The 23,340-nt window shown below is 73.0% G+C and carries 21 protein-coding genes; 12 read left to right on the top strand and 9 right to left on the bottom strand.

The genetic code is table 11. The features are described from left to right. Positions 1 to 22 precede the first annotated feature (22 nt). The gene (locus AH6_RS37470; RefSeq protein WP_067490107.1) at positions 23 to 700 is read right to left on the bottom strand and encodes a uracil-DNA glycosylase; all 678 of its coding nucleotides are present in this window, start codon (positions 698 to 700) and stop codon (positions 23 to 25) included. Positions 701 to 958: 258 nt separating this feature from the next. Here AH6_RS37470 and AH6_RS37465 point away from each other — a divergent pair, with 258 nt between their 5' ends. After that, entirely contained in the window at positions 959 to 2,401 is a 1,443-nt protein-coding gene (locus tag AH6_RS37465; RefSeq protein ID WP_067490104.1) for a WS/DGAT/MGAT family O-acyltransferase, read from the top strand. Here AH6_RS37465 and AH6_RS37460 read toward each other — a convergent pair. Further along, the gene (locus tag AH6_RS37460; protein ID WP_157431957.1) at positions 2,388 to 3,107 is read right to left on the bottom strand and encodes a hypothetical protein; all 720 of its coding nucleotides are present in this window, start codon (positions 3,105 to 3,107) and stop codon (positions 2,388 to 2,390) included. The genes AH6_RS37465 and AH6_RS37460 overlap by 14 nt on opposite strands. Positions 3,108 to 3,448: 341 nt before the next feature. Then, positions 3,449 to 4,360 carry an NAD(P)/FAD-dependent oxidoreductase gene (locus AH6_RS37455; protein ID WP_067490098.1) on the bottom strand — a complete coding sequence of 304 codons (912 nt, stop codon included), beginning with the start codon at positions 4,358 to 4,360 and terminating at the stop codon, positions 3,449 to 3,451. Between the two features lie 93 nt (positions 4,361 to 4,453). Between AH6_RS37455 and AH6_RS37450 the strand changes: the two genes are divergently transcribed. Both AH6_RS37450 and AH6_RS37445 read left to right on the top strand, forming a co-directional pair. Further along, positions 4,454 to 5,017, top strand: a complete 564-nt coding sequence (locus AH6_RS37450; RefSeq protein ID WP_067490095.1) for a helix-turn-helix domain-containing protein — start codon at positions 4,454 to 4,456, stop codon at positions 5,015 to 5,017. Between the two features lie 21 nt (positions 5,018 to 5,038). Continuing rightward, entirely contained in the window at positions 5,039 to 6,319 is a 1,281-nt protein-coding gene (locus tag AH6_RS37445; protein ID WP_245679638.1) for an MFS transporter, read from the top strand. 3 nt (positions 6,320 to 6,322) lie between these two features. On the opposite strand, the gene AH6_RS37440 is transcribed toward AH6_RS37445, so the two are convergent. The 3 genes from AH6_RS37440 to lpdA form a co-directional block, all read right to left on the bottom strand. After that, on the bottom strand, positions 6,323 to 7,120 hold the full coding sequence (locus AH6_RS37440) for a tyrosine-protein phosphatase (RefSeq protein WP_067490092.1): 798 nt from the start codon (positions 7,118 to 7,120) through the stop codon (positions 6,323 to 6,325). Between the two features lie 44 nt (positions 7,121 to 7,164). Next, positions 7,165 to 8,004 (bottom strand): dimethylargininase, encoded by an 840-nt coding sequence (gene ddaH, locus AH6_RS37435; protein WP_083983842.1) that lies wholly within the window; start codon positions 8,002 to 8,004, stop codon positions 7,165 to 7,167. A gap of 188 nt (positions 8,005 to 8,192) precedes the next feature. Then, positions 8,193 to 9,596, bottom strand: a complete 1,404-nt coding sequence (lpdA, locus tag AH6_RS37430; protein WP_067490089.1) for a dihydrolipoyl dehydrogenase — start codon at positions 9,594 to 9,596, stop codon at positions 8,193 to 8,195. A gap of 304 nt (positions 9,597 to 9,900) precedes the next feature. On the opposite strand from lpdA, the gene AH6_RS37425 reads away from it, so the two are divergent. From AH6_RS37425 to AH6_RS37385, 9 genes are all read left to right on the top strand, one after another. Continuing rightward, a complete protein-coding gene (locus tag AH6_RS37425) occupies positions 9,901 to 10,308 on the top strand; it encodes a hypothetical protein (RefSeq protein WP_157431956.1) in 408 nt (135 codons plus the stop codon). Positions 10,309 to 10,412: 104 nt separating this feature from the next. Then, positions 10,413 to 11,813 (top strand): MFS transporter, encoded by a 1,401-nt coding sequence (locus tag AH6_RS37420; RefSeq protein WP_245679637.1) that lies wholly within the window; start codon positions 10,413 to 10,415, stop codon positions 11,811 to 11,813. A 200-nt stretch (positions 11,814 to 12,013) separates the two neighbouring features. Further along, entirely contained in the window at positions 12,014 to 13,408 is a 1,395-nt protein-coding gene (locus tag AH6_RS37415; RefSeq protein WP_067490125.1) for a family 2B encapsulin nanocompartment shell protein, read from the top strand. Next, entirely contained in the window at positions 13,389 to 15,680 is a 2,292-nt protein-coding gene (locus AH6_RS37410) for a terpene synthase family protein (protein ID WP_157431955.1), read from the top strand. Before AH6_RS37415 ends, AH6_RS37410 begins: the two co-directional genes overlap by 20 nt. 6 nt (positions 15,681 to 15,686) lie before the next feature. Further along, positions 15,687 to 17,069 (top strand): family 2B encapsulin nanocompartment shell protein, encoded by a 1,383-nt coding sequence (locus tag AH6_RS37405; protein WP_067490080.1) that lies wholly within the window; start codon positions 15,687 to 15,689, stop codon positions 17,067 to 17,069. A gap of 14 nt (positions 17,070 to 17,083) precedes the next feature. Further along, positions 17,084 to 18,118, top strand: coding sequence for a family 2 encapsulin nanocompartment cargo protein polyprenyl transferase (locus tag AH6_RS37400; protein WP_067490078.1), 1,035 nt, complete (start codon positions 17,084 to 17,086; stop codon positions 18,116 to 18,118). 140 nt (positions 18,119 to 18,258) lie between these two features. Then, positions 18,259 to 18,504, top strand: coding sequence for a hypothetical protein (locus AH6_RS37395; protein WP_067490075.1), 246 nt, complete (start codon positions 18,259 to 18,261; stop codon positions 18,502 to 18,504). Next, complete coding sequence (locus tag AH6_RS37390; protein WP_067490072.1) at positions 18,501 to 19,487, top strand: aldo/keto reductase; 987 nt, start codon at positions 18,501 to 18,503, stop codon at positions 19,485 to 19,487. Before AH6_RS37395 ends, AH6_RS37390 begins: the two co-directional genes overlap by 4 nt. Positions 19,488 to 19,567: 80 nt before the next feature. Then, entirely contained in the window at positions 19,568 to 20,374 is an 807-nt protein-coding gene (locus AH6_RS37385; RefSeq protein ID WP_218006019.1) for a lipase family alpha/beta hydrolase, read from the top strand. 10 nt (positions 20,375 to 20,384) lie between these two features. On the opposite strand, the gene AH6_RS37380 is transcribed toward AH6_RS37385, so the two are convergent. From AH6_RS37380 to AH6_RS37370, 3 genes are read right to left on the bottom strand one after another with little or no spacing between them, the layout of a single operon-like run. After that, on the bottom strand, positions 20,385 to 21,215 hold the full coding sequence (locus tag AH6_RS37380) for an ABC transporter permease (protein ID WP_067490069.1): 831 nt from the start codon (positions 21,213 to 21,215) through the stop codon (positions 20,385 to 20,387). Then, entirely contained in the window at positions 21,212 to 22,201 is a 990-nt protein-coding gene (locus tag AH6_RS37375; RefSeq protein ID WP_067490066.1) for an ABC transporter ATP-binding protein, read from the bottom strand. Before AH6_RS37375 ends, AH6_RS37380 begins: the two co-directional genes overlap by 4 nt. Continuing rightward, the gene (locus tag AH6_RS37370; protein ID WP_067490062.1) at positions 22,198 to 23,313 is read right to left on the bottom strand and encodes a hypothetical protein; all 1,116 of its coding nucleotides are present in this window, start codon (positions 23,311 to 23,313) and stop codon (positions 22,198 to 22,200) included. The genes AH6_RS37375 and AH6_RS37370 overlap by 4 nt, the downstream gene beginning before the upstream one ends. Positions 23,314 to 23,340 lie beyond the last annotated feature (27 nt).

Genomic DNA, 23,340 nt, shown 5'->3' with positions numbered 1-23,340 from the left:
CCCCGGTGGCCGAGGTTGTTGGTCAGGGGAGTTTCCAGTCCACCGGGGCCGCGCCCTGCTGTTCCAGGTACTGGTTCGCCCGGCTGAACGGGCGGGAGCCGAAGAAGCCGTTGTCCGCCGAGTACGGGCTCGGGTGCGCCGACTCGATCGCCGGGACGTTGCCCAGCAGCGGGCGCAGGTTGCGCGCGTTGCGGCCCCACAGGATCGCCACCAGCGGCTTGTCCCGCGCCGCCAGTGCGCGGATCGCCTGCTCGGTGACCTCCTCCCAGCCCTTGCCCTGGTGGGAGTTCGGCTTGCGGGGCATGACGGTGAGCGCCCTGTTCAGCAGCAGCACGCCCTGGTGCGTCCACGGCGTCAGGTCGCCGTTGGACGGTTGGGGCAGGCCCAGGTCGTTCTGCAGTTCGCCGTAGATGTTGACCAGGCTCGCGGGGATCGGGCGGACCTCCGGTGCCACCGAGAAGCTCAGGCCCACCGCGTGGCCCGGCGTCGGGTAGGGGTCCTGGCCCACGATCAGCACCCGCACCTCGTCGAAGGGCTGCTGGAAGGCGCGCAGGATGTGGGGGCCGGACGGCAGGTAGCGGCGGCCGGCGGCGACCTCGGCGCGCAGGAAGTCGCCCATGGCGGCGATGCGCCCGGCCACCGGCTCCAGGGCCGTCGCCCAGCCGGTCTCCACGGTCTCGGAGAGTGGTCGTCCCGTCATGGGGGGCCACTTTACGCCGCCCCGCCGACAGTGCGCGGCCGAACGGTCCCATGATCGGCTTGTTCGGTGGAGGTTGACCGCAAGAGGACGACTTGGCGGCCGGACCTTTTGTCAGTTCGCTACGAAACGCCCAGAAGGGATGGGTGAAACGTCCTGTTAAGTCCGCGTTACTTCCCAACAACCTCCGTTGACCTACCGTCCGGTAGTCCGTAACTCCTAGAGGGGTAGGCGCCGAGCAGTCGATGAGAGCGGGACCCCATGAGCCAGTTGACGACCGTGGACGCCACCTTCCTCAACGCCGAGACCGGCACCACCCACGCCCACATCGCGGGACTGGGCGTCCTCGACGCCACCGGCCGCCCCGGCGGGCGGCTCACCGTCGCCGACGTCGCCCAGCTCATCCGCGACCGCGCCCACCTCGCCATCCGGCCGCTGCGCCAGCGCCTGGTGCAGGTGCCGTTCGGGCTGGACCGTCCCTACTGGGAAGACGACCCGAACTTCGCTCCGGAGCGGCATATCTTCGAGATCGCCCTGCCCGTTCCTGGTGACGACCGGCAGCTCGCCGACGCCGTTGCGATGTTGCACGAACGACCGTTGGACCGGTCGCGTCCCTTGTGGGAGCTGGTGCTGATCCAGGGGCTGGCGGGCGGTCGTACTGCTGTGTACGTCAAGGTGCATCACGCCGCCATCGACGGTGTGATGGCCGCCGAGACCCTGGCCGCGCTGCTGGATCTTTCTTCTGAGCCGCGCGATCTGCCCGTCGATGAGACCTCCCCGCAGCGCGCGCCGGGTGCCGGGCGCATGATGGGGACGGGGTTGCTGAAGACGGCGCTCCATCCGTTGCGCAGCGCCTGGTCGGTGGCGCGCACCGCCCCTTATCTGGACGAGATTCCCGGTGTCGGCGCGATCCCCGGCGTCAGCCGCGTCACCCACCTGATGCAGGGGGCGTTGGGGCAGCAGGCCCCGCCGCCCGCGCCCCGCGTGAGCGCGCCGCCCACGCCGTTCAACCGGCCCATCGGGCGGGGCCGCGCCGTCGCGTGCGGCGAGCTGCCGCTGGCGGAGATCAAGGAGATCCGCCGGGCGCTGGGCGGCAGCGTCAACGACGTGGTGATGGCGCTGTGCGCGACGGCCCTGCGCACCTGGCTCGACAAGCGCGGCGCGCTGCCGTCCGGGCCGCTGGTCGCCGGGGTGCCGGTGTCGTTGCGCGGCGGCGCGGAGTCCGACGCGGGCAACCAGGTGTCGATCATGACGGCGCCGCTGGCCACGCACCTGCCCGACCCCGCCGGGCGCTACGCGGCGGTGCGCGCCGACATGGACCGAGCCAAGCGCCGCTTCGTGGCGTCGTCGGGCTCGTGGGTCGCCGACGTCGCGGGGCTGCTGCCCGCGCCGCTCGCCGGGCCGATGACGCGGCTGGCGCTGTCGGCGTTGCCCGGCGCGGGCGTGCGGCCGCTCAACCTCATCGTCTCCAACGTGCCCGGCCCGCAGTTCCCGCTGTACCTGTGCGGCGCGAAGGTGCTGGCCTACTACCCGATCTCGGTCATCACCGACGTGAGCGGCGGCCTCAACATCACGGTCTTCTCCTACGACGGCAAGGTGGACGTGGGCGTGGTGGCCTGCCGCGACCTGGTGCCCGACCCGGCCGAGCTGATCGACCACCTGAACGACGCGCTGGACGAGTTGAAGGCGCTCACCCGGGACTGATCCCGAGCCGCGCGCGGTGCCGCCACGCCAGCCTCAGCGCGGCGGCTCCGGCGGGCTGCACGGGGCGGGGGAGCGTCCCGTCGAAGCGGGCGAGGGAGACGGTGCCCTCGTCGTTCTCGCGGACCAGGCCGCTGAACAGGTCGTGGAAGGTCGCGTCCTCGATGACGGTGACCGTGAGCAGATCGACGGCGAAGGTCAGGGGATCGACGCCTAGGCCCAGGCAGTAGGGCTGGATGTTGTTCTGTTTGCGGGCGTCTTCGAAGTGAGCGCGGAAGGTGGTGAATTTCCTGTCGGGGTGTTGGTAGTCCTCGCGGGTGCCTAGGAACTCCTCGCCGTATTCGCGTGTGATGTTCCACCACAGGTCCAGGTCGCGCTGTGCGTCGTGGACGGGTTGGAAGACTCCGACCGGCATTACCTGGTGGAGGCCGCCTGCGTGCGCGACCTTGGCGGGGTCACGCCAGTGCAGGACGTAGGAGCCTGAGCGCGTCACGGTGAGGGTGGTGATGGCCATGAGGGCGGGGCGGCGGTTGAGGTCGCGTGGGTCGCCTACTCGGTTCCGTAGGGCTTTTCCGCCGGTGGCCAGTTCGTGTGCTGCGGCTTCTCCGACGTTCACGGCGTCGAAGTAGTGCGCGGGGCCGAAGCACAGCATTGGGGTGTTGGTGAGTTGGGCGTCTAGTAGTCGGTAGGCGGGGCGGTTCTCGAACACTTTGGGTGGGGCGAGGGCTGCTAGGGCTTCTGCGTAGGTTGTGAAGCCGGTTGGTAGGCCGTCTGGTGGGTTGGTGACCAGGGGTGGGGGCGGGTGTTCATTCCATTTCAGTTGGAGTTGATGCAGGGGGATGGGGGTTTTGGGCAGCCATTCGGGGCGGGTTAGCAGGGGTGTGTTCTCGGCGCGGGGTGTTTCGTTGTAGAGGCTGGACGCGATGTGTCCGAGTCCTTCTCTGTCATCTGCCAGTCGTGCTCTTGCCGCTCGCCACTCCTGCACCTCCATGCCGCCACGATAGGTGGCCTCCGGCAGCGCCGGACGGTGTCACGGCGCTGCCGGAGTCCTCACGCTGCTTTGACGCCCTCGGCCACGTCCGCGAACACCAGGTCCGCGTTGATGGCCATGCCCGCCATGGAACCCGCCGCGGCCGCGTGGATGACGCCCAGCTTCGGGTTCACCACATTGCCCGCCGCGTAGACCCCCGGGACGCTCGTCGCCCCGGAGCCGTCCACCTTCACCCAGCCGTCCTCGACCGCGCAGCCCAGTCCGGTCAGGATCGCGTCGTTCGGGACGAACTCGGCGGCCAGGTACAGGCCCTGGCGCGCCAGCACGGTCCCGTCGGCCATGGCCACCCCGGTCAGCCGGTCGTTCTCCACCACCAGGCGCTCGACCTCGCCGGGCACGACCTCGATCCCGCGCGCCGCCAGCTTCGCCGCGTCCTCGCCGGTGGGCGCGGGCAGCAGGTGCGGCAGGTACACCAGGTCGGAGGTCCACTGGCTCAGCAATAGCGCGTGCTCCAGCGAGGACGGCATGGTGCCGAGCACGGCGAGGGCCTGGTCGCGGTTCTCCCAGCCGTGGCAGTACGGGCACATGTTGACGTCGCGGCCCCAGCGCTCGCGCACGCCGGGCACGTCGGGCAGCCGGTCGGTCAGGCTGGTCGCCACCAGCAGGCGGCGGGCCCGGTAGGCGCGGCCGTCGTCGGTCCGCACGGTGAACGGGCCCGAGCCGTCCACTCGCGTGACGGTCCCGGTGACGATCTCGCCCCCGTAGCCGCGGACCTCGGTGCGCCCGATCTCCAGCAGGTCGGCGGGCGGCAGGCCGTCGCGGGACAGGAAGCCCTGCATGTGCGCGGCGGGGGCGTTGCGCGGGCGTCCGCCGTCCACCACCAGCACCCGGCGGCGGGAGCGGCCCAGCACCAGCCCCGCGTTCAGCCCCGCCGCGCCGCCACCGATGATCACTGCGTCGTAGGAGTCCATGGCCCTTCCTCTCCCTGCGTTGTCGCGTGGGGCCACTGTGCGTCGCGGCGGGACGATTTGACAAAGTTCTTTGCCGTTTCTGCAATATGGACCATGGACGATGTACTGGCGGGCGTCGGCGAGCGCCTGCGCCGGGTGCGGCGCGAGCGCGGCGTCACCCTCACCGAGCTGTCGGAGGACACGGGGATCTCGGTCAGCACCCTGTCGCGGCTGGAGTCGGGCAAGCGCAAGCCGAACCTGGAGCTGCTGCTGCCGCTGGCCAAGGCCCGCCAGGTGCCGCTGGACGAGCTGGTCGGCGCGCCCGAGGTCGGCGATCCGCGCGTCCGGACGCGGCCCCGCCGGGTCGGTGACCGGACGGTCCTGCCGCTGACCCGGCGGCCCGGCGGCGTGCAGGCGTTCAAGATGATCCTGCCCGAGGCCCGCGACCCCGACCCGCGCACCCACGAGGGCTACGAGTGGTTGTACGTGCTCAGCGGGCGGTTGCGGCTGATCCTGGGCGAGCACGACCTCGTGCTGGAGCCGGGGGAGGCGGCCGAGTTCGACACCCGGGTGCCGCACTACTTCGGCGGCGCGGGCGGTCCGGCCGAGGTGCTGAGCCTGTTCGGGCCGCAGGGGGAGCGGGTGCACGTCCGGGCCCGGCCCGCGTCCGGTAAATAACATCACCTATCGTTACAAACCGTGCATAACGACCAAACAGTGGCGGCGGGCACCCCTCGGATCGCCTGGGTGTTGTGGGGCGTGGGCGTCCTCGCGTACGTGGTGGCGGTGCTGCACCGCACCTCGTTCGGGGTGGCCGGGCTCGACGCGGTGCACCGCTTCGACGCGACCGCCGGGATGCTGGCGACCTTCACCGTCCTGCAGCTGCTGGTCTACGCGGGCCTCCAGATCCCCGTCGGGCTGCTGCTGGACCGGCTCGGCCCGCGCCGCATGATCGCCGGGGGCGCGCTGGTCATGGCCGCCGGGCAGGGCCTGCTGGCGGCGGCGCACGACGTCGGCACCGCCGCGGCGGCCCGCGTCCTGGTGGGCGCGGGCGACGCGATGACCTTCATCAGCGTGTTGTCGGTGGTGACGTTGTGGTTCGCGCCCCGGCAGATCCCCGTCGTCACCCAGCTCACCGGCCTGCTCGGCCAGCTCGGCCAGGTGCTCAGCGCGGTCCCGCTGGTCGCGCTGCTGCACGGCCCCGGCTGGTCGGCCGCCTTCGGCTCGGCGGCGGCCCTCGGCGTCCTGGTCGCGGTGCTGGCGGCGGCGGTCCTGCGCGACGCCCCGCCCGGCGCGGCGCGCGCCGCCTCGGCCCCGCTGCGCGAGGTGGGCCGCAACCTGGCCGACGCCTGGCGGCACCCGGGCACGCGCCTGGGGCTCTGGACGCACTTCGTGACCCAGTTCTCCTCCAACACCTTCGCGCTGATGTGGGGCTACCCCTACCTGGTGTCGGGCCAGGGCGTGAGCCCGGCGGCCGCGAGCACGCTGCTGACGCTGTTCGTGCTGGCCAACGTGGTGTCGGGCCCGTTCGTGGGCCGCCTGGTGGCCCGCTACCCGCTACGCCGCTCCTGGTTGGTGCTCGGGATCGTCGGCCTCAACGTCGCGGCCTGGACCGCCGCCCTGGCCTGGCCGCCCCCGGCCCCGGCGTGGGTGCTGGTGCTGCTGGTGGTGTGCGTGGCCCTGGGCGGCCCCGGCGCGATGATCGGCTTCGACTTCGCCCGGACCTTCAACCCGCCGGGCCGCCAGGGCACCGCGACCGGCATCGTGAACGTCGGCGGCTTCGTCGCGGCCCTGATCACGATCCTGCTGGTCGGCCTGGTGCTGGACGCGCTGTCCCCGGGCAGGGACTTCACCCCCGAGGCGTTCCGCGCCGCCTGGACGGTCCAGATCCCGATCTGGGCCGCCGGCGTCGCGGGCGTCCTGCGCACCCGGACCCTGGCCCGCCGCCGCATGCGCGCCGAGGGCCTCCTCCCCGCCTGAGCCCTACGCGCGGAGCGCGTCGTGGATGGCGGTGCGGAGGTCTTCGGACAGGTCCAGGCCCTTGGTCAGGAAGGCGTCGAACGAGCCGTACATCCGGTCGGCCTCCTCGAACGCCGCCTCCAGGTAGGCGGGGCGCTGCTCCAGCATCGGGCGCAGCAGTTCGGGGTCCCGCATCTGGCCCGACTCGCCCAGGTAGGCCAGCAGCTTGCCGTAGCTCTCGCGGTGGTAGTCGTTGGAGCGCAGGTAGTCGGCCATGACGTCGGCGCGCGACGCGCCCGCGATGGTCAGGACGATCGCCGCCATCCAGCCGGTGCGGTCCTTGCCCGCCGTGCAGTGGAACAGCAGGGGCAGCCGGGCGGCGTCGGCGGCCAGGGTCAGGGCGGCGGCGAACTTCTCGCGCTCGATCGGCATCGCCACGAAGTTCCGGTTGATCTCGACCAGGACGTGCTCGGTGCGGCCGTCGCCCAGCAGCTGCTCCTGGCGCTCGGCGTCGCCGCTGCCGATCACCTCGTAGAAGGCGTCCAGGTCGCCGCCCGCGACCGGCAGCTCGACCAGCTCGGCCCCGGCGGGCAGGCGGTCGGCGCCGTTGGTGCGGATCTCCATCGGGGTGCGGAAGTCGATGACGGTGCGGACGCCGGCCAGGCGGTCGAGGTCGGCGTCGGTGAGCTTGTTGAGGGCGTCGGCGCGCAGCAGGCGGCCGGCGGCCACCTCGCCCCCGCCCGCCAGCGGGATGCCGCCGAGGTCGCGGACGTTCTCGGCGCCGTCGAGGGCGATGTGGCCGTATTCGTCATCGAACTGCATGGGTCAATGGTCCCGGATGGGGTGGGATGCCCCGGAACCCGGGGTCAGGTGCGCAGCTCCAGCGTGCAGCACTTGGGGCCGCCGCCCGCCTTGCGCAGTTCCGACAGGTCCACCGGGACGGGGTGGTAGCCGGCGGTGGAGAGCGTCGTGATCAGGGTGCTCGCCTCGGCGTTGACCACGACGTTGCGGCCGTCGGAGACCGCGTTCAGGCCCAGCACGGCCGCGTCCTGCTCGGAGGCGAGGACGGCGTGCGGGAACAGCCGTTCCAGGACCGAGCGGCTGCCGGGGGAGAACGCGCCGGGGTAGTAGGCCACGTTGTCGCCGTCCAGCGGGAACAGGGCGGTGTCCAGGTGGTAGAAGCGCGGGTCCACCAGGCGCAGCGTCACCACCGGGCGGCCCAGGAACTCCTGCGCCTCCTGGTGGGCGGCCAGGTCGGTGCGGAAGCCGGTGCCCGCCAGGATCACGTGGTCGAGCGTCAGGAAGTCGCCCTCGCCCTCGTTGGTGTGGGACGGCTCCAGCAGCTCGAAGCCCTGTGTGCGCAGCCACGTCGCGTAGGCGGGGCCCTCGGCGGCGCGCTCGGGGTGGGTGAAGCGGGCCCCGTAGGCGCGGCCGCCGACGACCAGCGCGCCGTTGGCGGCGAACACCATGTCGGGCAGGCCGGGCAGCGGATCGATCAGCTCGACCTCGTGGCCCAGCTCCAGGTAGGCGGCGCGCAGCCGGTCCCACTGGGCCACGGCGAGGGCCGCGTCGGCGCCCAGCGCGGGGTCCATCCACGGGTTGATCGTGTAGGCGACGGTGAAGTGCTCCGGGCGGCACATCAGGTAGCGGCGGCGGGTCGCGGCGCGCTGCGCGGTGGCCGGCTCCATCGCCGGTGAGACGGTCATGCGTTCTCCTGGGGGGCTCTCGGAACGATGATCGAAAGCCTAGGAAGCGCCGCCGCCGCTTCCAATCCGCCGACATTGCGCTGACCTGGTGGTTCGTTGCTTGTCGGGGCGGCGGGACGGCGATTCGTTGCGCCCCCACGGCGACGGCCCCGGACCGGGCGGTCCGGGGCCGTCGGGCGGTCGGGAGATCACATGTTGATCATGTGGCCGGCCAGGCCGTGCACCGCTTCCTTCATCGCCTCGCCCAGCGTCGGGTGGGCGTGCACGTTGCGGGCGACCTCGTTGACGGTCAGGTCCCACTGCTGGGCCAGGGTCAGCTCCGGCAGCAGCTCGGTGACCTCCGGGCCGATCATGTGGGCGCCCAGGATCTCGCCGTACTGCGCGTCGCTGATCACCTTGACGAAGCCGTCGCCCTCGCCCATGCCGAGCGCCTTGCCGTTGGCGCTGAAGGGGAACTTGGCGACCTTGACGTCGAAGCCCTGCTCCTTGGCCTGCGCCTCGGTCCAGCCGAAGCTCGCGACCTGCGGCTGGCAGTAGGTGGCGCGCGGGATCATCACGTAGTCGAGCTCCATCGTCTCGGCGTCGGCGATGGTCTCGGCGGCGACGATGCCCATGGCCTCGGCGGCGTGCGCCAGCATCAGCTTGGCGGTGACGTCGCCGATCGCGAAGATGTGCGGCGCCGAGGTGCGGCAGCGGCCGTCGACGTCGATGGCGCCGCGGTCGGTGAGCTTGACGCCCGCCTTCTCCAGGCCGTAGCCCTCGACGTTGGGCGCGAAGCCGATGGCCTGCAGGACCTTGTCGGTCTCCAGCGTCTTGGACGCGCCGTCCTTGCCGGTGACGGTCACCTTGACCTTGTCGCCGGAGTCGTCGATGGAGTCCACCCGGGTGGAGGTGAGGACCTCCACGCCGAGCTTGCGGTAGCGCTTGGCCAGCTCCTTGGACACGTCGGCGTCCTCGTTGGGGACCATGCGGTCCAGGAACTCGACGATGGTGACCTTGACGCCGTAGTTGTGCAGCACGTAGGCGAACTCGACGCCGATGGCGCCCGCGCCCGCGATGACGATGCTGCCCGGCAGTTCGGAGCTGAGGATCTGCTCCTCGTAGGTCACCACGCGCTCCGACAGCGAGGTGCCCGGCAGCAGCTTGGTGTGCGCGCCGGCGGCGATGATGCAGTGGTCGAAGGTGACGGTCTGCGACGCGCCGTCGGACCCGGCCACCTGGAGGGTGTTGGGGTCGGTGAAGGTGCCGCGCCCGTCGAAGGAGGTGATCTTGTTCTTCTTCATCAGGAACTGCACGCCCTTGACGAGCTTCTCCGAGACCTGGCGGCTGCGCTGGTAGGCGACGCCGTAGTCGAAGGAGACCGGGCCCTCGGCCCTGATGCCGAACTTGTCGGCCTCCTGGGTGAAGATGTGCGCCAGTTCGGCGTTGCGCAGCAGCGCCTTGGACGGGATGCAGCCCACGTTGAGGCAGACGCCGCCCCAGTACTTCTCCTCGATGATCGCCGTCTTCAGCCCGAGCTGTGCCGACCGGATCGCGGCGACATAACCACCCGGGCCCGCGCCCAGGACCACGACGTCAAAGTGTTCGCTCATGTCTAGTGACGATATTCGGCCGGGACCCGTGCTCGCATCTCGATCGACCCGCCGTGGGAGCCGCCGGCGGCGGGCTGTTAGGGTTTCGTGATCTCCGGCGGCACCGGCTGCCGGAAGGCGGGGCGCGCCGCGCGTGACGCGAGCCTCAGCCGGACCCGGAACACCCGGCGCCGCCGCCGGCGTTGACACTTGGTCGCCCCCCGCTCCGCACACCCCCGCCGGGCGGGCGCGCAGGCCAGGCCCGTCGCGGGCCGTCAGTCCCCGGCCCGCCCCCCGGGCCCGGTCGAATCGGAGGAGTAGGCGAGTGAGGATTCCCAAGCGCGTCAATGCCGTCCTGGACTGGGCGGAGCGGAACTTTGGCGCACTTGCGATGGTCGTCGCCCTGGTCGTCGCCGCCGTGGCGGTGCTCGCCGCGCCCCCGGCCGTCGGCTACCCCGCCGCTGCCTTCATCCTGGGCCTCGCGGTCGGCGGCTTCGTGTCGCACCTGCGGATGGCCAAGCGCGTCGCGCGCGCCCGCGCCGAGATCGACGACCTGCTGCGGCAGAACGGCGCGCTGCGGCACCGCAACACCGTGCTGGCCAGCGGCGTGATCACTCGCGAGTCGCAGACCACCCAGGCGCTGCTGGCCATCCCCGAGGACGACGGGCCGCTGAAGATCGACCCCGACCCGCAGCGCACCGAGCAGCTGCCCCAGCTCCCCGACGACGCGTAGCCCGGCGGCCTCCCGCATATCCGCAATGTGTGGATTTCCTCTTTACTGTCCCAAAAGTTAGTCAGGCGAATCTCCGGGCAGGAGGGGGAACTGGAGGTTCGACCATGTCAATGCTGGACGAGGGCCCCGCGCCGCACGAACGCGGGCCGCACGGCGGCGGTGCCGACGACAACGCCGTCGGGGCCCCCGACGAGGCCACCGTGCGCAAGGCCGTCATCGCCTCGGCGATGGGCAACTGCATCGAGTGGTTCGACTTCGGCGTGTTCTCCGCCGGGGTCATGACCGCGATCATCGGGACGGTGTTCTTCCCGGCCGGCGACGACGGGGGCGCGGTGTTGCGCTCGTTCGCCATGATCGCCGCCGCGTTCATCGCCCGCCCCTTCGGCGGCATGTTCTTCGGCCCGCTCGGCGACCGCATCGGCCGCAAGCGGGTGCTGGCCATGACCATCATCCTGATGTCGGGCTCGACCGCGCTGATCGGCGTGCTGCCCGGCTACGCCCAGATCGGCTTCGCCGCGCCGCTGTTGCTGCTGCTGGTGCGCCTGGTCCAGGGCTTCTCGGCGGGCGGCGAGTACGGCGGCGCCGCCACCATGATCGCCGAGTACGCGCCGACCAAGCGGCGCGGCTTCTTCGGCAGCTTCCTGGAACTGGGCACCCTGGCGGGCTTCGCGCTCGGCGCGGCGCTGGTGCTGGGCGTGAACCTCGCGCTCGGCGACGAGGCCATGCACGCCTGGGGCTGGCGCATCCCGTTCCTGATCGCGCTGCCGCTCGGCCTGGTCGGGCTGTACGTGCGCTCGCGCATCGAGGACACCCCCGCCTTCCGGAACCTGGAGCGCAGCGGCGAGCGGGCGCGCTCGCCGCTGAAGGAGACCCTGGCCCGGCACTGGCGCATGATCGCCATGCTGATCTCGATCGTGTTCCTGCTGAACGTGGCCGACTACACGCTGCTGACGTTCATGCCGTCCTACCTGACCGAGAACCTGGAGGTGGACGCCACCCCGGCGCAGCTGATCACGATCGGCGTGGAGCTGATCATGATCGTGGTGATCGTGCCGCTCGGCGCGTTGTCGGACCGCATCGGCCGCAAGCCGCTGCTGATCACCTCGGCGGTGGGCTTCCTGCTGCTGAGCTGGCCCGCGTTCGCGCTGATGCAGACCGGCGACGGGCTGGCGGTGGCCGGCGGCTACATGATCATCGGTGGCCTGCTGGTGCTGATGCTGGCGGTGATCGGCGCGACCTTCCCGGCGATGTTCCCGACCCGGGTGCGCTACGGCGCCTTCGCCATCGGCTACAACGTCTCGACCTCGCTGTTCGGCGGCACGGTCGCGGTGCTGGTCGGCTCGCTGATCAAGGCGACCGGCTCCAACAGCATCCCGGCCTACTACCTGATGCTGGCGGCGGCGGTGGCCCTCATCCCGCTGATCAAGCTGCCCGAGACGGCCGGCGTGCCGATCGAGGAGGCGGGCGAGGAGAACGCGCCCGAACCCGTCAAGGCGGCCGCCTAGCCGCAACCCCCGTCCCGCCGACGGAACCGGCCCCCGCACCCGACGGTGCGGGGGCCGTCGTCATGGGAGGTAAGACAAGTCTTCCGTTGTGCACGATCAATCACGCTGAGTAATGTCACTGCTGCGCGCGCGACTCTTGCACCTGCGAACGACGGCCCCCTCATCGCAAGTCGACGACCCCCGGAACGGTGGTGTGGAGCGTGACCGAACAGCAGCTCAGCCTGGGTACCGAGGCCGCACGGAACCTGGCGACCACGACCAAGTCCGTCCCCCAGATGCAGGGCATCTCCTCGCGGTGGCTGCTCAAGCTGCTGCCGTGGGTGGAGGCGGCGGGCGGCGCCTACCGCGTCAACCGCCGCCTCAGCTACACCGTCGGCGACGGGCGGGTGACCTTCCTGACCACCGGCGCCGACGTCCGCGTCATCCCCCGCGAGCTGGGCGAGCTGCCGCCGCTGCGCGGCTTCGAGGACGAGGCGGTGCTCACCGCGCTCGCCGAGCGCTTCACCCAGCGCGAGTACGAGCCGGGCGACGTGATCGTGACCGAGGGCCGCCCGCTGGACGAGGTCCACCTGATCGCGCACGGCAAGGTCCGCGAGATCGGCGAGGGCGAGTACGGCGACGAGGCGGTGCTGCGGGTGCTGGCCGACGGCCAGTTCTTCGGCGACCGCTCGCTGCTGGACGCCGACGCCGAGTGGGAGCACACCGTCAAGGCGGTCACCGCCTGCACCGTGCTCAGCATGAGCGAGGGCGACTTCCGCGAGGTCCTCGGCCGCTCGGACGGTCTCCAGGCGCACATCACCGCCTTCCGCGAGGGCTCGCAGCGCACCACCGACGAGGGCGGCGAGGCCGCGATCGAGCTGGCCGCCGGGCACGAGGGCGAGCCGGTGCTGCCGGGCACGTTCGTCGACTACGAGACCAACCCGCGCGAGTACGAGCTGAGCGTCGCCCAGACCGTGCTGCGCGTCCACACCCGCGTCGCCGACCTCTACAACCAGCCGATGGACCAGGTCGAGCAGCAGCTCCGCCTGACCATCGAGGCGCTGCGCGAGCGCCAGGAGAGCGAGCTGGTCAACAACCGCGACTTCGGGCTGCTGCACAACGCCGACCTGACCCAGCGCATCCACACCAGGTCCGGCCCGCCCACCCCCGACGACCTGGACGACCTGCTCACCCTGGTCTGGAAGGAGCCGACCTTCTTCCTGGCCCACCCCAAGGCCATCGCCGCGTTCGGCCGCGAGTGCAGCAGGCAGGGCGTCTACCCCGACCCCATCGACGTGTCGGGCCACCGCATCCCCGCCTGGCGCGGCGTGCCGATCTTCCCCTGCAACAAGATCCCGATCGGGAGGACCAAGACCAGCTCGATCCTGCTGATGCGCACCGGCGAGTCCGCGCAGGGCGTCATCGGCCTGCACCAGACCGGCCTGCCCGACGAGGTCCAGCCCGGCCTGTCGGCGCGGTTCATGGGCGTCAGCGAGCAGGCGATCCTGTCCTACCTGGTCAGCACCTACTACTCGGCGGCGGTCCTGGTGCCCGACGCGCTGGGCGTCCTGGAGAGCGTCGAGGTCGCGCACGGCGGTGGCAGTGCAGCCGTATGACCTGCCCGACTTCTACCTGCCGCATCCCGCGCGGCTGAACCCGCACCTCGAAGGGACCCGCGCCCACTCCCGCGACTGGTCCTACGCGATGGGCTTCCTCGGCGAGCCGGGGGAGGCCCCCGGCGGCGGCCCCGTCTGGACCGAGGCCGACTACGACGCCCACGACTACGCCCTGCTCACCGCCTACACCCACCCCGACACCTCCGGCCCGCTCCTCGACCTGGTCAACGACTGGTACGTGTGGGTGTTCTACTTCGACGACCACTTCCTGGAGGTCTACAAGAAGACCCGCGACCTGGAGGGCGCGAAGCGGTACCTGGCGCGGCTGCCGGACTTCATGCCACCGCACGGCGGCACGATGCCCGAGCCCGTCAACGCCGTCGAGCGCGGCCTGGCCGACCTGTGGTCGCGCACCGCGCCGCTGATGTCGCCCGGCTGGCTGGAGCGCTTCGCCGAGAGCACCTACAACCTGCTGCTGGAATCGGCGTGGGAGCTGGCCAACATCTCCGACGAGCGGGTGCCCAACCCCGTCGACTACGTGGCGATGCGCCGCAAGGTCGGCGGCGCGCCCTGGTCGGCCGACCTGGTCGAGGTGGCGCTCGGCGGCGAGGTGCCCGACCGCGTCGCGGCGCTGCGGCCGCTGCGGGTGCTGAAGGACACCTTCTCCGACGCCGTCCACCTGCGCAACGACATCTTCTCCTACCAGCGCGAGACCGAGGAGGAAGGCGAGGTCAACAACGGCGTCCTGGTGATGGAGCGGTTCTTCGGCACCGATCCGCAGCGCGCCGCCGACATCACCAACGACCTGCTCACCTCCCGGATGCAGCAGTTCGAGAACACCGCCGTGGTGGAGCTGCCGCCGCTGCTGGACGAGCACGGCCTCGACGCCGCCGAGCGGGTGAACGTGCTGCGCTACGTGCAGGGGTTGCAGGACTGGCAGTCCGGCGGCCACGAGTGGCACATGCGCTCCAGCCGCTACATGAACAAGGGCGGGAGCGGGAACGGCGGGTCCGGGCTGCTCGGGCTCGTCACCTCCCCGGTGCGCCTGCGCGCCTTCACCAGTCCGTACGGGACCGCGCCGTCGCTCGGCGGCGCGGCCCCGCCGGGCGGCGACGGTTTCGCGACCCCCGCCCTCACCGCGCCCTACGAGGCCCGCACCAATCCGCGCCTGGACGCCGCGCGCGCCCACGCGCAGGAGTGGGCGTCCCGCATGGGGATGCTGGACGGCGCGGGCGCGCAGTGGAGCAGCGCGGCCGCGCAGTCGAGCGGCGCGGCCGGGCAGTGGAATCCGGCCGGGTTCGCCGCCGCCGACCACGGGCGGTTCGCCGCGCTCACCCATCCCGACGCGGCGGCCCCCGATCTGGAGCTGGTCACCGACTGGCACCTGTGGCGGCGGCACTTCGACGACCTGTTCACCGAGCGCTTCAAACGCCCGCGCGACCTGGCGGGGGCGCGGGCGTTCGTGAGCGCCCTGACCGAACTGATGCCCCTCGGGACGGAAGCGGGGGCGGCCGGGGACGGCCCGGTCGAACGCGGCCTGGCCGACCTGTGGGCGCGCACCACCGCGACCATGGCCCCCGACCGGCGCGAGGAGCTGAAGGGCGCCGTCGCCGGGCTGGCCGAGAGCTGGTTGTGGGAGCTGGCCAACCTCGTCCAGCAGCGCGTCCCCGACCCGGTCGACTACGTCGAGACGCGCCGCACGACCAGCGGCGCGGAGCTGTCGTCACTGCTGGTGCGGCACCTGCTGGGCGGGGAGGTGCCGCTGCTGGACACCGGGCCGATGCGGGCGCTGGCCGAGTCGTTCGCCGACATCGGCGCGTTCCGCAACGACCTGCTGTCCTTCCCGAAGGAGACCGGCCCCGAGGGCGACCTGAACAACGCGGTCGTCGCCGTCCGGACGTTCCTGGACTGCGACACGCGCCGCGCCGCCGGGATCGTCACCGACCTGGTCGACGCGCGGCTGCGCCAGTTCGACCGCCTCGCCGCCGCCGAGCTGCCGCTGCTGGCCGCCGACCAGGACCTGGACGCCGCCGCGCGCGACCGGCTCTCCCGGTACGTGGAGGCGCTGCGGCTCTGGCTGGCCGGCGACCTGGCCTGGAGCACCGGCACCGGCCGCTACCGGGGCGCGGGCACCGCCGAAGCGCCCGCGCACCGGCCGCTCCTGCGGCTGGGCGGCCCCACCGGCCTCGGCACCTCGGCCGCCCGCCTCGGCGCGTCCCGCCTCGGCACGTCCAGCACCGGCACGTCCAGCACCGGCACCCCCTGGAGGTAACGACCCGTGACCGAACAGCAGTTGAGCCTCAGCACCTCGGCCGCACGGAACCTGGCGACCACCACCAAGTCCGTGCCGCAGATGCAGGGCATCACCCCGCGCTGGTTGTTGCGCCTGCTGCCCTGGGTGGAGGCCACCGGCGGCGCGTACCGCGTCAACCGGCGGCTCAGCTACACCGTCGGCGACGGCGTCGTGACGTTCGTCAACGACGGCGCGGCGGTGCGCGTCATCCCCGCCGAGCTGCGCGAGCTGCCGCCGCTGCGCGGCCTGGCGGCCGGGCCCGGCGGCGAGGAGGTGCTGACCGGGCTGGCCGGGCGCTTCACCCAGCGCGAGTACGCGCCGGGCGACGTGATCGTGTCCGAGGGCCACCCGGTCGACCAGGTGGTCCTCATCGCGCACGGCAAGGTCGCCCGGGTCGGGCGCGGCGAGTACGGCGACCCCGTCGAGCTGGGCGTGCTGGCCGACGGCCGGTTCTTCGGCGACCGCGCCCTGCTCGGCAACTCCGACGAGTGGGACCACAGCGTCCGCGCCCTCACCCCGACCACCGTGCTGACGCTGACCAACGAGGCGATCGGTGAGCTGACCGGCCGCTACGAGGCGTTGCGCACCCACCTGGAGGCGTACCGGGACGCGCCCGAGCCGCCGAGCAACAGGCAGGGCGAGGCCGAGATCGAGCTGGCGTCCGGGCACGACGGCGAGCCGGTGCTGCCCGGCACGTTCGTCGACTACGAGACCAACCCGCGCGAGTACGAGTTGAGCGTCGCCCAGACCGTGCTGCGCGTCCACACGCGCGTCGCCGACCTCTACAACGGCCCCATGGACCAGGTCGAGCAGCAGCTCCGGCTGACGATCGAGGCGCTGCGCGAGCGCCAGGAGCACGAGATGATCAACAATCGCGACTTCGGGCTGCTGCACAACGCCGACCTGCGCCAGCGCATCCAGACCCGCGGCGGCCCGCCCACCCCCGACGACCTGGACGAGCTGCTGTCGCGCCGCCGCGGCTCGCGGTTCTTCCTGGCCCACCCCAAGACGATCGCCGCGTTCGGCCGCGAGTGCACCCGGCGCGGCGTCTACCCCGGCACCGTCGAGCACGAGGGCCGCCGGACGGCCTCCTGGCGCGGCGTGCCGCTCTTCCCCTGCGACAAGATCCCGATCAGCGGCCGGGGCACCAGCTCGATCCTGGTCATGCGCACCGGCGCCGAGGAGCAGGGCGTGATCGGGCTGCGTCGCACCGACCTGCCCGACGAGGTGGCCCCGGGGCTGTCGGTGCGGTTCATGGGCGTCGACGAGCACGCGGTGCTGTCGTACCTGGTCAGCGCCTACTACTCGGCGGCGGTGCTGGTGCCCGACGCGCTGGGCGTGCTGGAGAACGTCGAGATCGCTCGGTGACGGAGGAGGAACCGATGGTTGTTGCGCAGCAGGACGCCCGCCCGGCGGCCGAGGTGCTGGTGTGGAGCCGGTCGTTGCTGGACCCGGCGCTCCGCGACGCGGTGGAGGAGATGCCCGCCTCCATGCGCCGGATCGCCGCCTACCACTTCGGCTGGCGCGACGACCTCGACCGGCCCGCGCAGGGCGACGGCGGCAAGGCGATCCGCCCGGCGCTGGCGCTGCTGTGCGCCGAGGCGGTCGGCGGCACGGCGGCCGGGGCTCTTCCGGCGGCCGTCGCGGTGGAGCTGGTGCACAACTTCTCGTTGCTGCACGACGACGTGATGGACGGCGACCTGACCCGGCGGCACCGGCCCACCGCGTGGACGGTGTTCGGGTCCAACGCGGCGATCCTGGCGGGGGACGCGCTGCTGGCGGCGGCGTTCGAGACCGTCGCGTCCGCGCCCGGCCCGGCGGTGCGCGGCGGCGTGCAGACGCTGAGCCGGGCGGTGCTGGACCTGGTCGAGGGGCAGAGCGCCGACATGGCGTTCGAGGAGCGCTCGGACGTGGCGCTGCCCGAGTGCGTGGTGATGGCGGGGCGCAAGACGGGCGCGCTGCTGGGCGCGGCGTGCGCGCTGGGCGGCATGTTCGGCGGCGGCACCCGCGAGCAGGTCACGCGGCTGCGGGCGTTCGGCGAGCGGCTCGGCCTCGCGTTCCAGATCGTGGACGACCTGCTGGGCATCTGGGGCGACCCGGCCGTCACCGGCAAACCCGTCCACTCCGACCTGCGCAACCGCAAGAAGTCCCTGCCGGTGGTGGCCGCCCTCACCTCCGGCACCGAGGCCGGGCGCGAGCTGGCCGCGCTCTACCTGGCCGACGCGCCGCCGGACGACGGCGAACCGGCCCGCGCCGCCCGGCTGGTGGAGGCGGCGGGCGGCCGCTCGTGGGCGACCCGCCGCACCGGCGAGCTGCTCACCGAGGCGCTGGCGGAACTGGCGCTGGCGAGCCCCGAGGGCCGCCCGGCGGAGGAGCTGTCGGCGCTGGCGAGGCTGGTCGCGCGCCGCGACCACTGAGAGCGACGGCCACGCGTCCCGGGGAGTGTTCCGGGGCGCGTGGCCGCGCCCGTTTCCGGGAAGGACCGGAGAACGGGTGCAACAGGTTGGCTCCCTTTGGACAAGTAACAGGTGAGACCACCTTCCGGAAGGACCGCTCCATGACCGTCCCGGTGCCCGACCCCGTGCTGATCACCGCCGGCGTGCTCGCCGCCCCGACCGCCTGGGCGTTGTGGCGGGCCCGGCGGCTGCGCCGCTCGCGGCCCGTCCCGCTGCCGCGCGTGGTGTGGAGCATCGCCGACCAGCGCTGGCTGCTGCGCAACGGCATCAGCCCGGTCAACGTCGAGGCCGCCGCCGCCATGACGGAGGATGGGGGGAGACGACGACGTCGAGGGGGGACGGTATGACGCTGCCGAAGGTCCGGTTCGGCACCACCGGAATGGAGATCACCAGGGTCGGCTTCGGGGCCTGGGCCGTCGGCGGGAGCTGGCGGCACGGCTGGGGCGGCCAGAAGGACGACGACTCGGTCGCGGCGATCCGGCACGCGGTCGAGCGCGGCGTCAACTGGGTCGACACCGCCGCCGTCTACGGCCTCGGCCACTCCGAGGAGGTCGTCGCGGCCGCGCTGGACGGCATCCCGCCGGACGAGCGCCCGTACGTGTTCACCAAGGGCGGCGAGATGTGGGACGAGCAGGGCCGCCCCGCCAAGATCGCCCGCCCCGACACGCTGCGCCGCGAGGTGGAGGACTCCCTGCGCCGCCTGCGCGTGGAGCGCATCGACCTCTACCAGGTGCACCAGACCCCCGACGCGGGCAACCCGGTCGAGGAGTACTGGCAGACCATGGCCGACCTGAAGCAAGAGGGCAAGGTCCGCGCGATCGGGCTGTCCAACCACTCGCTGGAGCGGCTGGAGGCGGCCGAGAAGGTCGCGCACGTGGACTCCTTCCAGCCGCCGCTGTCGGCGATCAACCGCACGCAGGCCGCCGAGATCGCCTGGTGCGAGCGCAACGGCACCGGCGTGATCGTCTACTCGCCGATGCAGTCGGGCCTGCTGTCGGGCGCGTTCACCGCCGAACGCGCCGCCGCCCTGCCCGAGGGTGACTGGCGGCGCAGCGCCCCCGACTTCACCACCCGCCTGCCCGCCAACCTGGCGCTAGCCGAGGCGCTGCGCCCCGTCGCCGAGCGCCACCAGGTGGAGCCAGGTGCGGTTGCGATCGCGTGGGCGCTGGCCTGGCCCGGCGTCACCGGCGCGATCGTCGGGGCCCGCCGCGCCGCGCAGGTGGACGGCTGGCTCCCGGCGGGACGGCTGGAGTTGACCACCGCCGACCTCGACGAGATCACCGCCGCCATCACCGCGAGCGGCGCGGGGGAGGGCCCGGCTCGCCCCTGACCAATCGCTGGTCACGGCTCTGGGCGAATGTCGTCGCAAGCGTGCATTCTGGGTTACATGGACGTGCGGGGAACGGTCGGGTGCTGACCCATCTGAGCGGGCTCAGCCCGCGGCGCAGGCTGCTCGTGCTGGGGGCGCTCGCGTTCGCGGTGGTGCTGGCCGTCGTGGTGACGGTCCGGGTCGCGCTGGGGCAGGGCGGGAGCGGCCCTCCTGCCCGGCAGGATCAGCCGGGGCCGGTGCTGCTGGTGCCTGGGTACGGCGGGGGCACCGGCGGCCTGGTCGAGTTGGCGGATCGGCTGCGTTCGGTGGGGCGCATGGCCGAGGTCGTGGTGATGCCGTCCGGCGGTACCGGTGACCTGCGCGAGCAGGCGAAGGTGCTGGACCGGCGCGTGGCGCTGGAGTTGCGCGAAGGCGCGCCGTCGGTGGACGTCGTCGGCTACTCGGCGGGCGGCGTGGTCGCGCGGTTGTGGGTCCGCGACCACGACGGCGCGCGGAAGGCCCGGCGCGTGGTCACGTTGGGCTCGCCGCACGGGGGCGCGGAGGTGGCGGCGGCGGGTTCGGCGCTGGCTCCGGGCGCGTGCCCGCGCGCGTGCCAGCAGCTCGCGCCCGGCAGCCCGCTGCTGCGCGACCTCGGGGCCCGCGCGCCCGTCCCGCCGGTGTGGGTGTCGTTGTGGACGACGCACGACGAGACCGTGCGGCCGGAGTCGTCGCGGCTCGCCGGGGCGCTCAACATCGTGTTGCAGGGGGTGTGCCGGGACGCGGCGACCACGCACGGCGGCCTGCCGACCGACCCCGTGGTGGCCGGGATCGTGCTGCGCTCGCTGGGCGGCGGCCCGCCCGTCGCGCCGGGGCCCGGCGACTGCCACACCCTGCGCACGGCCTCCTGAGGGACGCGGGTCAGCTCGTCACGTCGCGGGTCGCGAAGTTCGCCCACGCGGCCGCCAGGAACACCACCACGTACACGCCCTGCAACGCCAGCCCGCGTTCGATGTCGCGCCACAGGACCGGGTCGCGGAAGAAGTCCACCCACGCCAGCCAGTACCGCGTCAGCAGGTACGGCTGCACCGACGCCGCCGCCTCCAGCGTCACCAGCACCTGGCTGGTGATCAGGGCGGCCAGCGCGCCGAGCGCCGCGCCCAGCGACGAGTCGGTCAGCGTGGACAGGAACAGCGCGATCGCGCCCACGCCCAGCATGCAGGCCCCGATGTAGAGCATCGTCGCGCCCACCCGCAGCAGGAGCTGGGTCCTGGTCAGGCCCGTGCCCGACACCGAGGTGAGCAGGTCCGAGCCCTCCAGCGCGGCGGCGGGCGCGTCGCCCAGCATCAGTGTCCCGGCCAGGTAGGACGTCGCCACGACCGCCACCACCGCGAGCAGCACGTACGCGACCAGCGTCACGAGCTTGGCCACCAGCAGCCGGGTCCGGCCCACCGGGCGCAGCAGCAGGTAGCGCAACATGCCCGCGCTCGCCTCGCCCGCGATCGAGTCGCCGCCCACCACCGCCACCGACACCGGCAGGAACAGCGGCAGCACCATCGCCAGCGCCGCCGCCGGGTACAACGCGCCGTTGGTCAGCACCGCCGAAAGGAACGCCGGGCCCTCGCCGGGTTCGGGCGCGACCTCGGTGACGCCGAGGAACACCGCCACGATCGCAGGCAGCCCGCACAGCAGCGCCAGCGACACCCACGTGCGGGGGCGCCGCACCATCTTCACCAGCTCGGTGGCGATCACGGCTGCGGCTCCTGCGCGGCGTCGCGGTCGGCGTCACGGTCGGGGGCGCGGCCGGTGTCACGGTCGGGGGCGCGGCCGGTGTCACGGTCCAGGCGGTCGGCGCTCGGGCCGGTGATGTCCAGGACGACCTCCTCCAGCGACCGGCGGCGCGCGCCGATCTCGGTGATCCGCAGGCCCTCGCCGACCAGCCGGGCGTTCAGCTCGGCCGCGTCGGCGGCGCGCACCAGCAGCCGGTCGCCGGAGCGGTGCTCGACGCGGCCGTCCAGCAGCGCCACCGCCCGGTCGGCGTCGGGGGAGCGCACCTCGACCTGCCCGGTGGGCGCGCGCACCTCGGCCATGTCGGCCTGGAGCACCAGGCGGCCCCGGTCCATCACGCCGACGCGGGTGCACAACTCCTCGACCTCGCTGAGCAGGTGGCTGCACAGCAGGATCGTGGTCCCGGCGGCGTTCAGCTCGTTCAGCAGGTCGCGGATCTCGTGGATGCCCTGCGGGTCCAGGCCGTTGGTCGGCTCGTCCAGGATCAGCAGCCGCGGCCCGCCGAGCAGCGCGGCGGCGAGGCCGAGGCGCTGCCGCATCCCGAGCGAGTAGGCGCGCACGGGCCGCTCGTCCACGCCGCCGAGCCCGACGCGGTCGAGCACGGCCTCGACGCGGGCGCGGCGGCCGCGCCGGGAGCCGCCCGGCCCGGCGGCGTCCAGGTGGCGCAGGTTCGCGCGGCCCGACAGGTGCCGGTACGCGCCCGGCCCCTCCACCAGCGCCCCGACGCGCGGCAGCACCTCGGCCGCGCGGCGCGGCATCGGGCGGCCCAGCACCTCGATCTCGCCGGAGGTCGCGTAGACCAGGCCCAGCAACATCCGCACCAGCGTGGTCTTGCCCGAGCCGTTGGGGCCGAGCAGCCCGTACCGGTCGCCCTCGCCGACGGCCAGGTCCACCGCGTCCACGGCGGTGATCCGACCGAAGCGCTTGGTCAGCGCATGAGTGGCGATCATGACACCAGCTCGCGGGCGATCTCGGCGAGCGGATCCGGCCGGATCGCGCCGACCAGCAGGAAGACCCGGTCGTCGGTGTCGTCCAGCACCACGATCGCGGTCAGCAGCGAGGTCCGCAACAGCACCGCCTCCGTTCCCTCGCGCGGCATCTCGACGGCGGGCGCGCCCGCGTCCACCGCGGCCCGGTGGACGCGGTTCCCGTAGCGGCCCGGCAGCGGCGCGACCAGGAACGTCGCCAGGCCGTCCCGGTAGCCGCGCACGCTGGAGATCGACGGCGTGCCGGGCAGCGCCCGCCGGCCCAGCAGCGTGTCGGGCAGCCGCTCCTCGGTGCCCGACGCCAGCCGCGACAGCAGGTCCGGCGCCGACACCGTCGTGGTCCGCAACCCCGGCGCGGGCCGGGGCGCGACCGCCGACGCCGCCGGGCGCGCCAGGCGCAGGTCCAGGAAACGGCTGGTCAGCGCGGGACGGTCGGCGTCGCGCGGCGTCACCCGCACCTCGACCGGCAACCCCGTCTCGGGGTCGGCCCACACCTCCAGCGCGCCGACGGTGGTGGTGTCCCCGGCGGGCGTCACGCGCAGGCCCACGGCCGTGCGGCCCGCCGTGCGCCGCGCGGGCAGCGCGCTCACGCGGTCGGCGGACGCGGCCATGCCCAGCAGGCGGCGGGCCAGCGCGGGCGGGGACAGGTCGGAGGCGTTGGGCAGCCGCACCGCCGGGCGGCCGCGCACCCGCGTCAGGACCTCGCGCTCGTAGTCCCACACGGTGAGGGCGTCGGGGCCCTGCTGGAAGTCGCGCTCCCCGGCGGCCAGGAGCTGCGCGACCCGCCACCGGCGCGGCCCGTCGTACCAGACGCGCAGCCGCGAGGTGCCGCTGAGCAGCGCGGTCGCCTCGTCCAGGCCCGGCAGGGCGGGCAGCCCCAGCGAGCCGCGCGTCTCGACCAGGCCCTCGTGCGGCTCGTCGGCCGAGGCCAGCACCAGCCGCCGCAACGCCTGCGCGTCCGGCCCGGCCGACGACACCGGGAGGGCCGCGACGGCGACCGGCACCGCGCACAACACCGCCACCAACGCCGCGACCAGCGACCACCGCCGCCGCGCCTCCGCCCGGACCACGCTCACCTTTGTGAGAGTACGTGGCGCATCGCC

Source organism: Actinomadura hibisca NBRC 15177, from assembly GCF_001552635.1.
Classification (GTDB): domain Bacteria; phylum Actinomycetota; class Actinomycetes; order Streptosporangiales; family Streptosporangiaceae; genus Spirillospora; species Spirillospora hibisca.
Note: the sequence above shows the minus strand (reverse complement) of the source record. Positions and strands in the feature narration are given on the sequence as shown.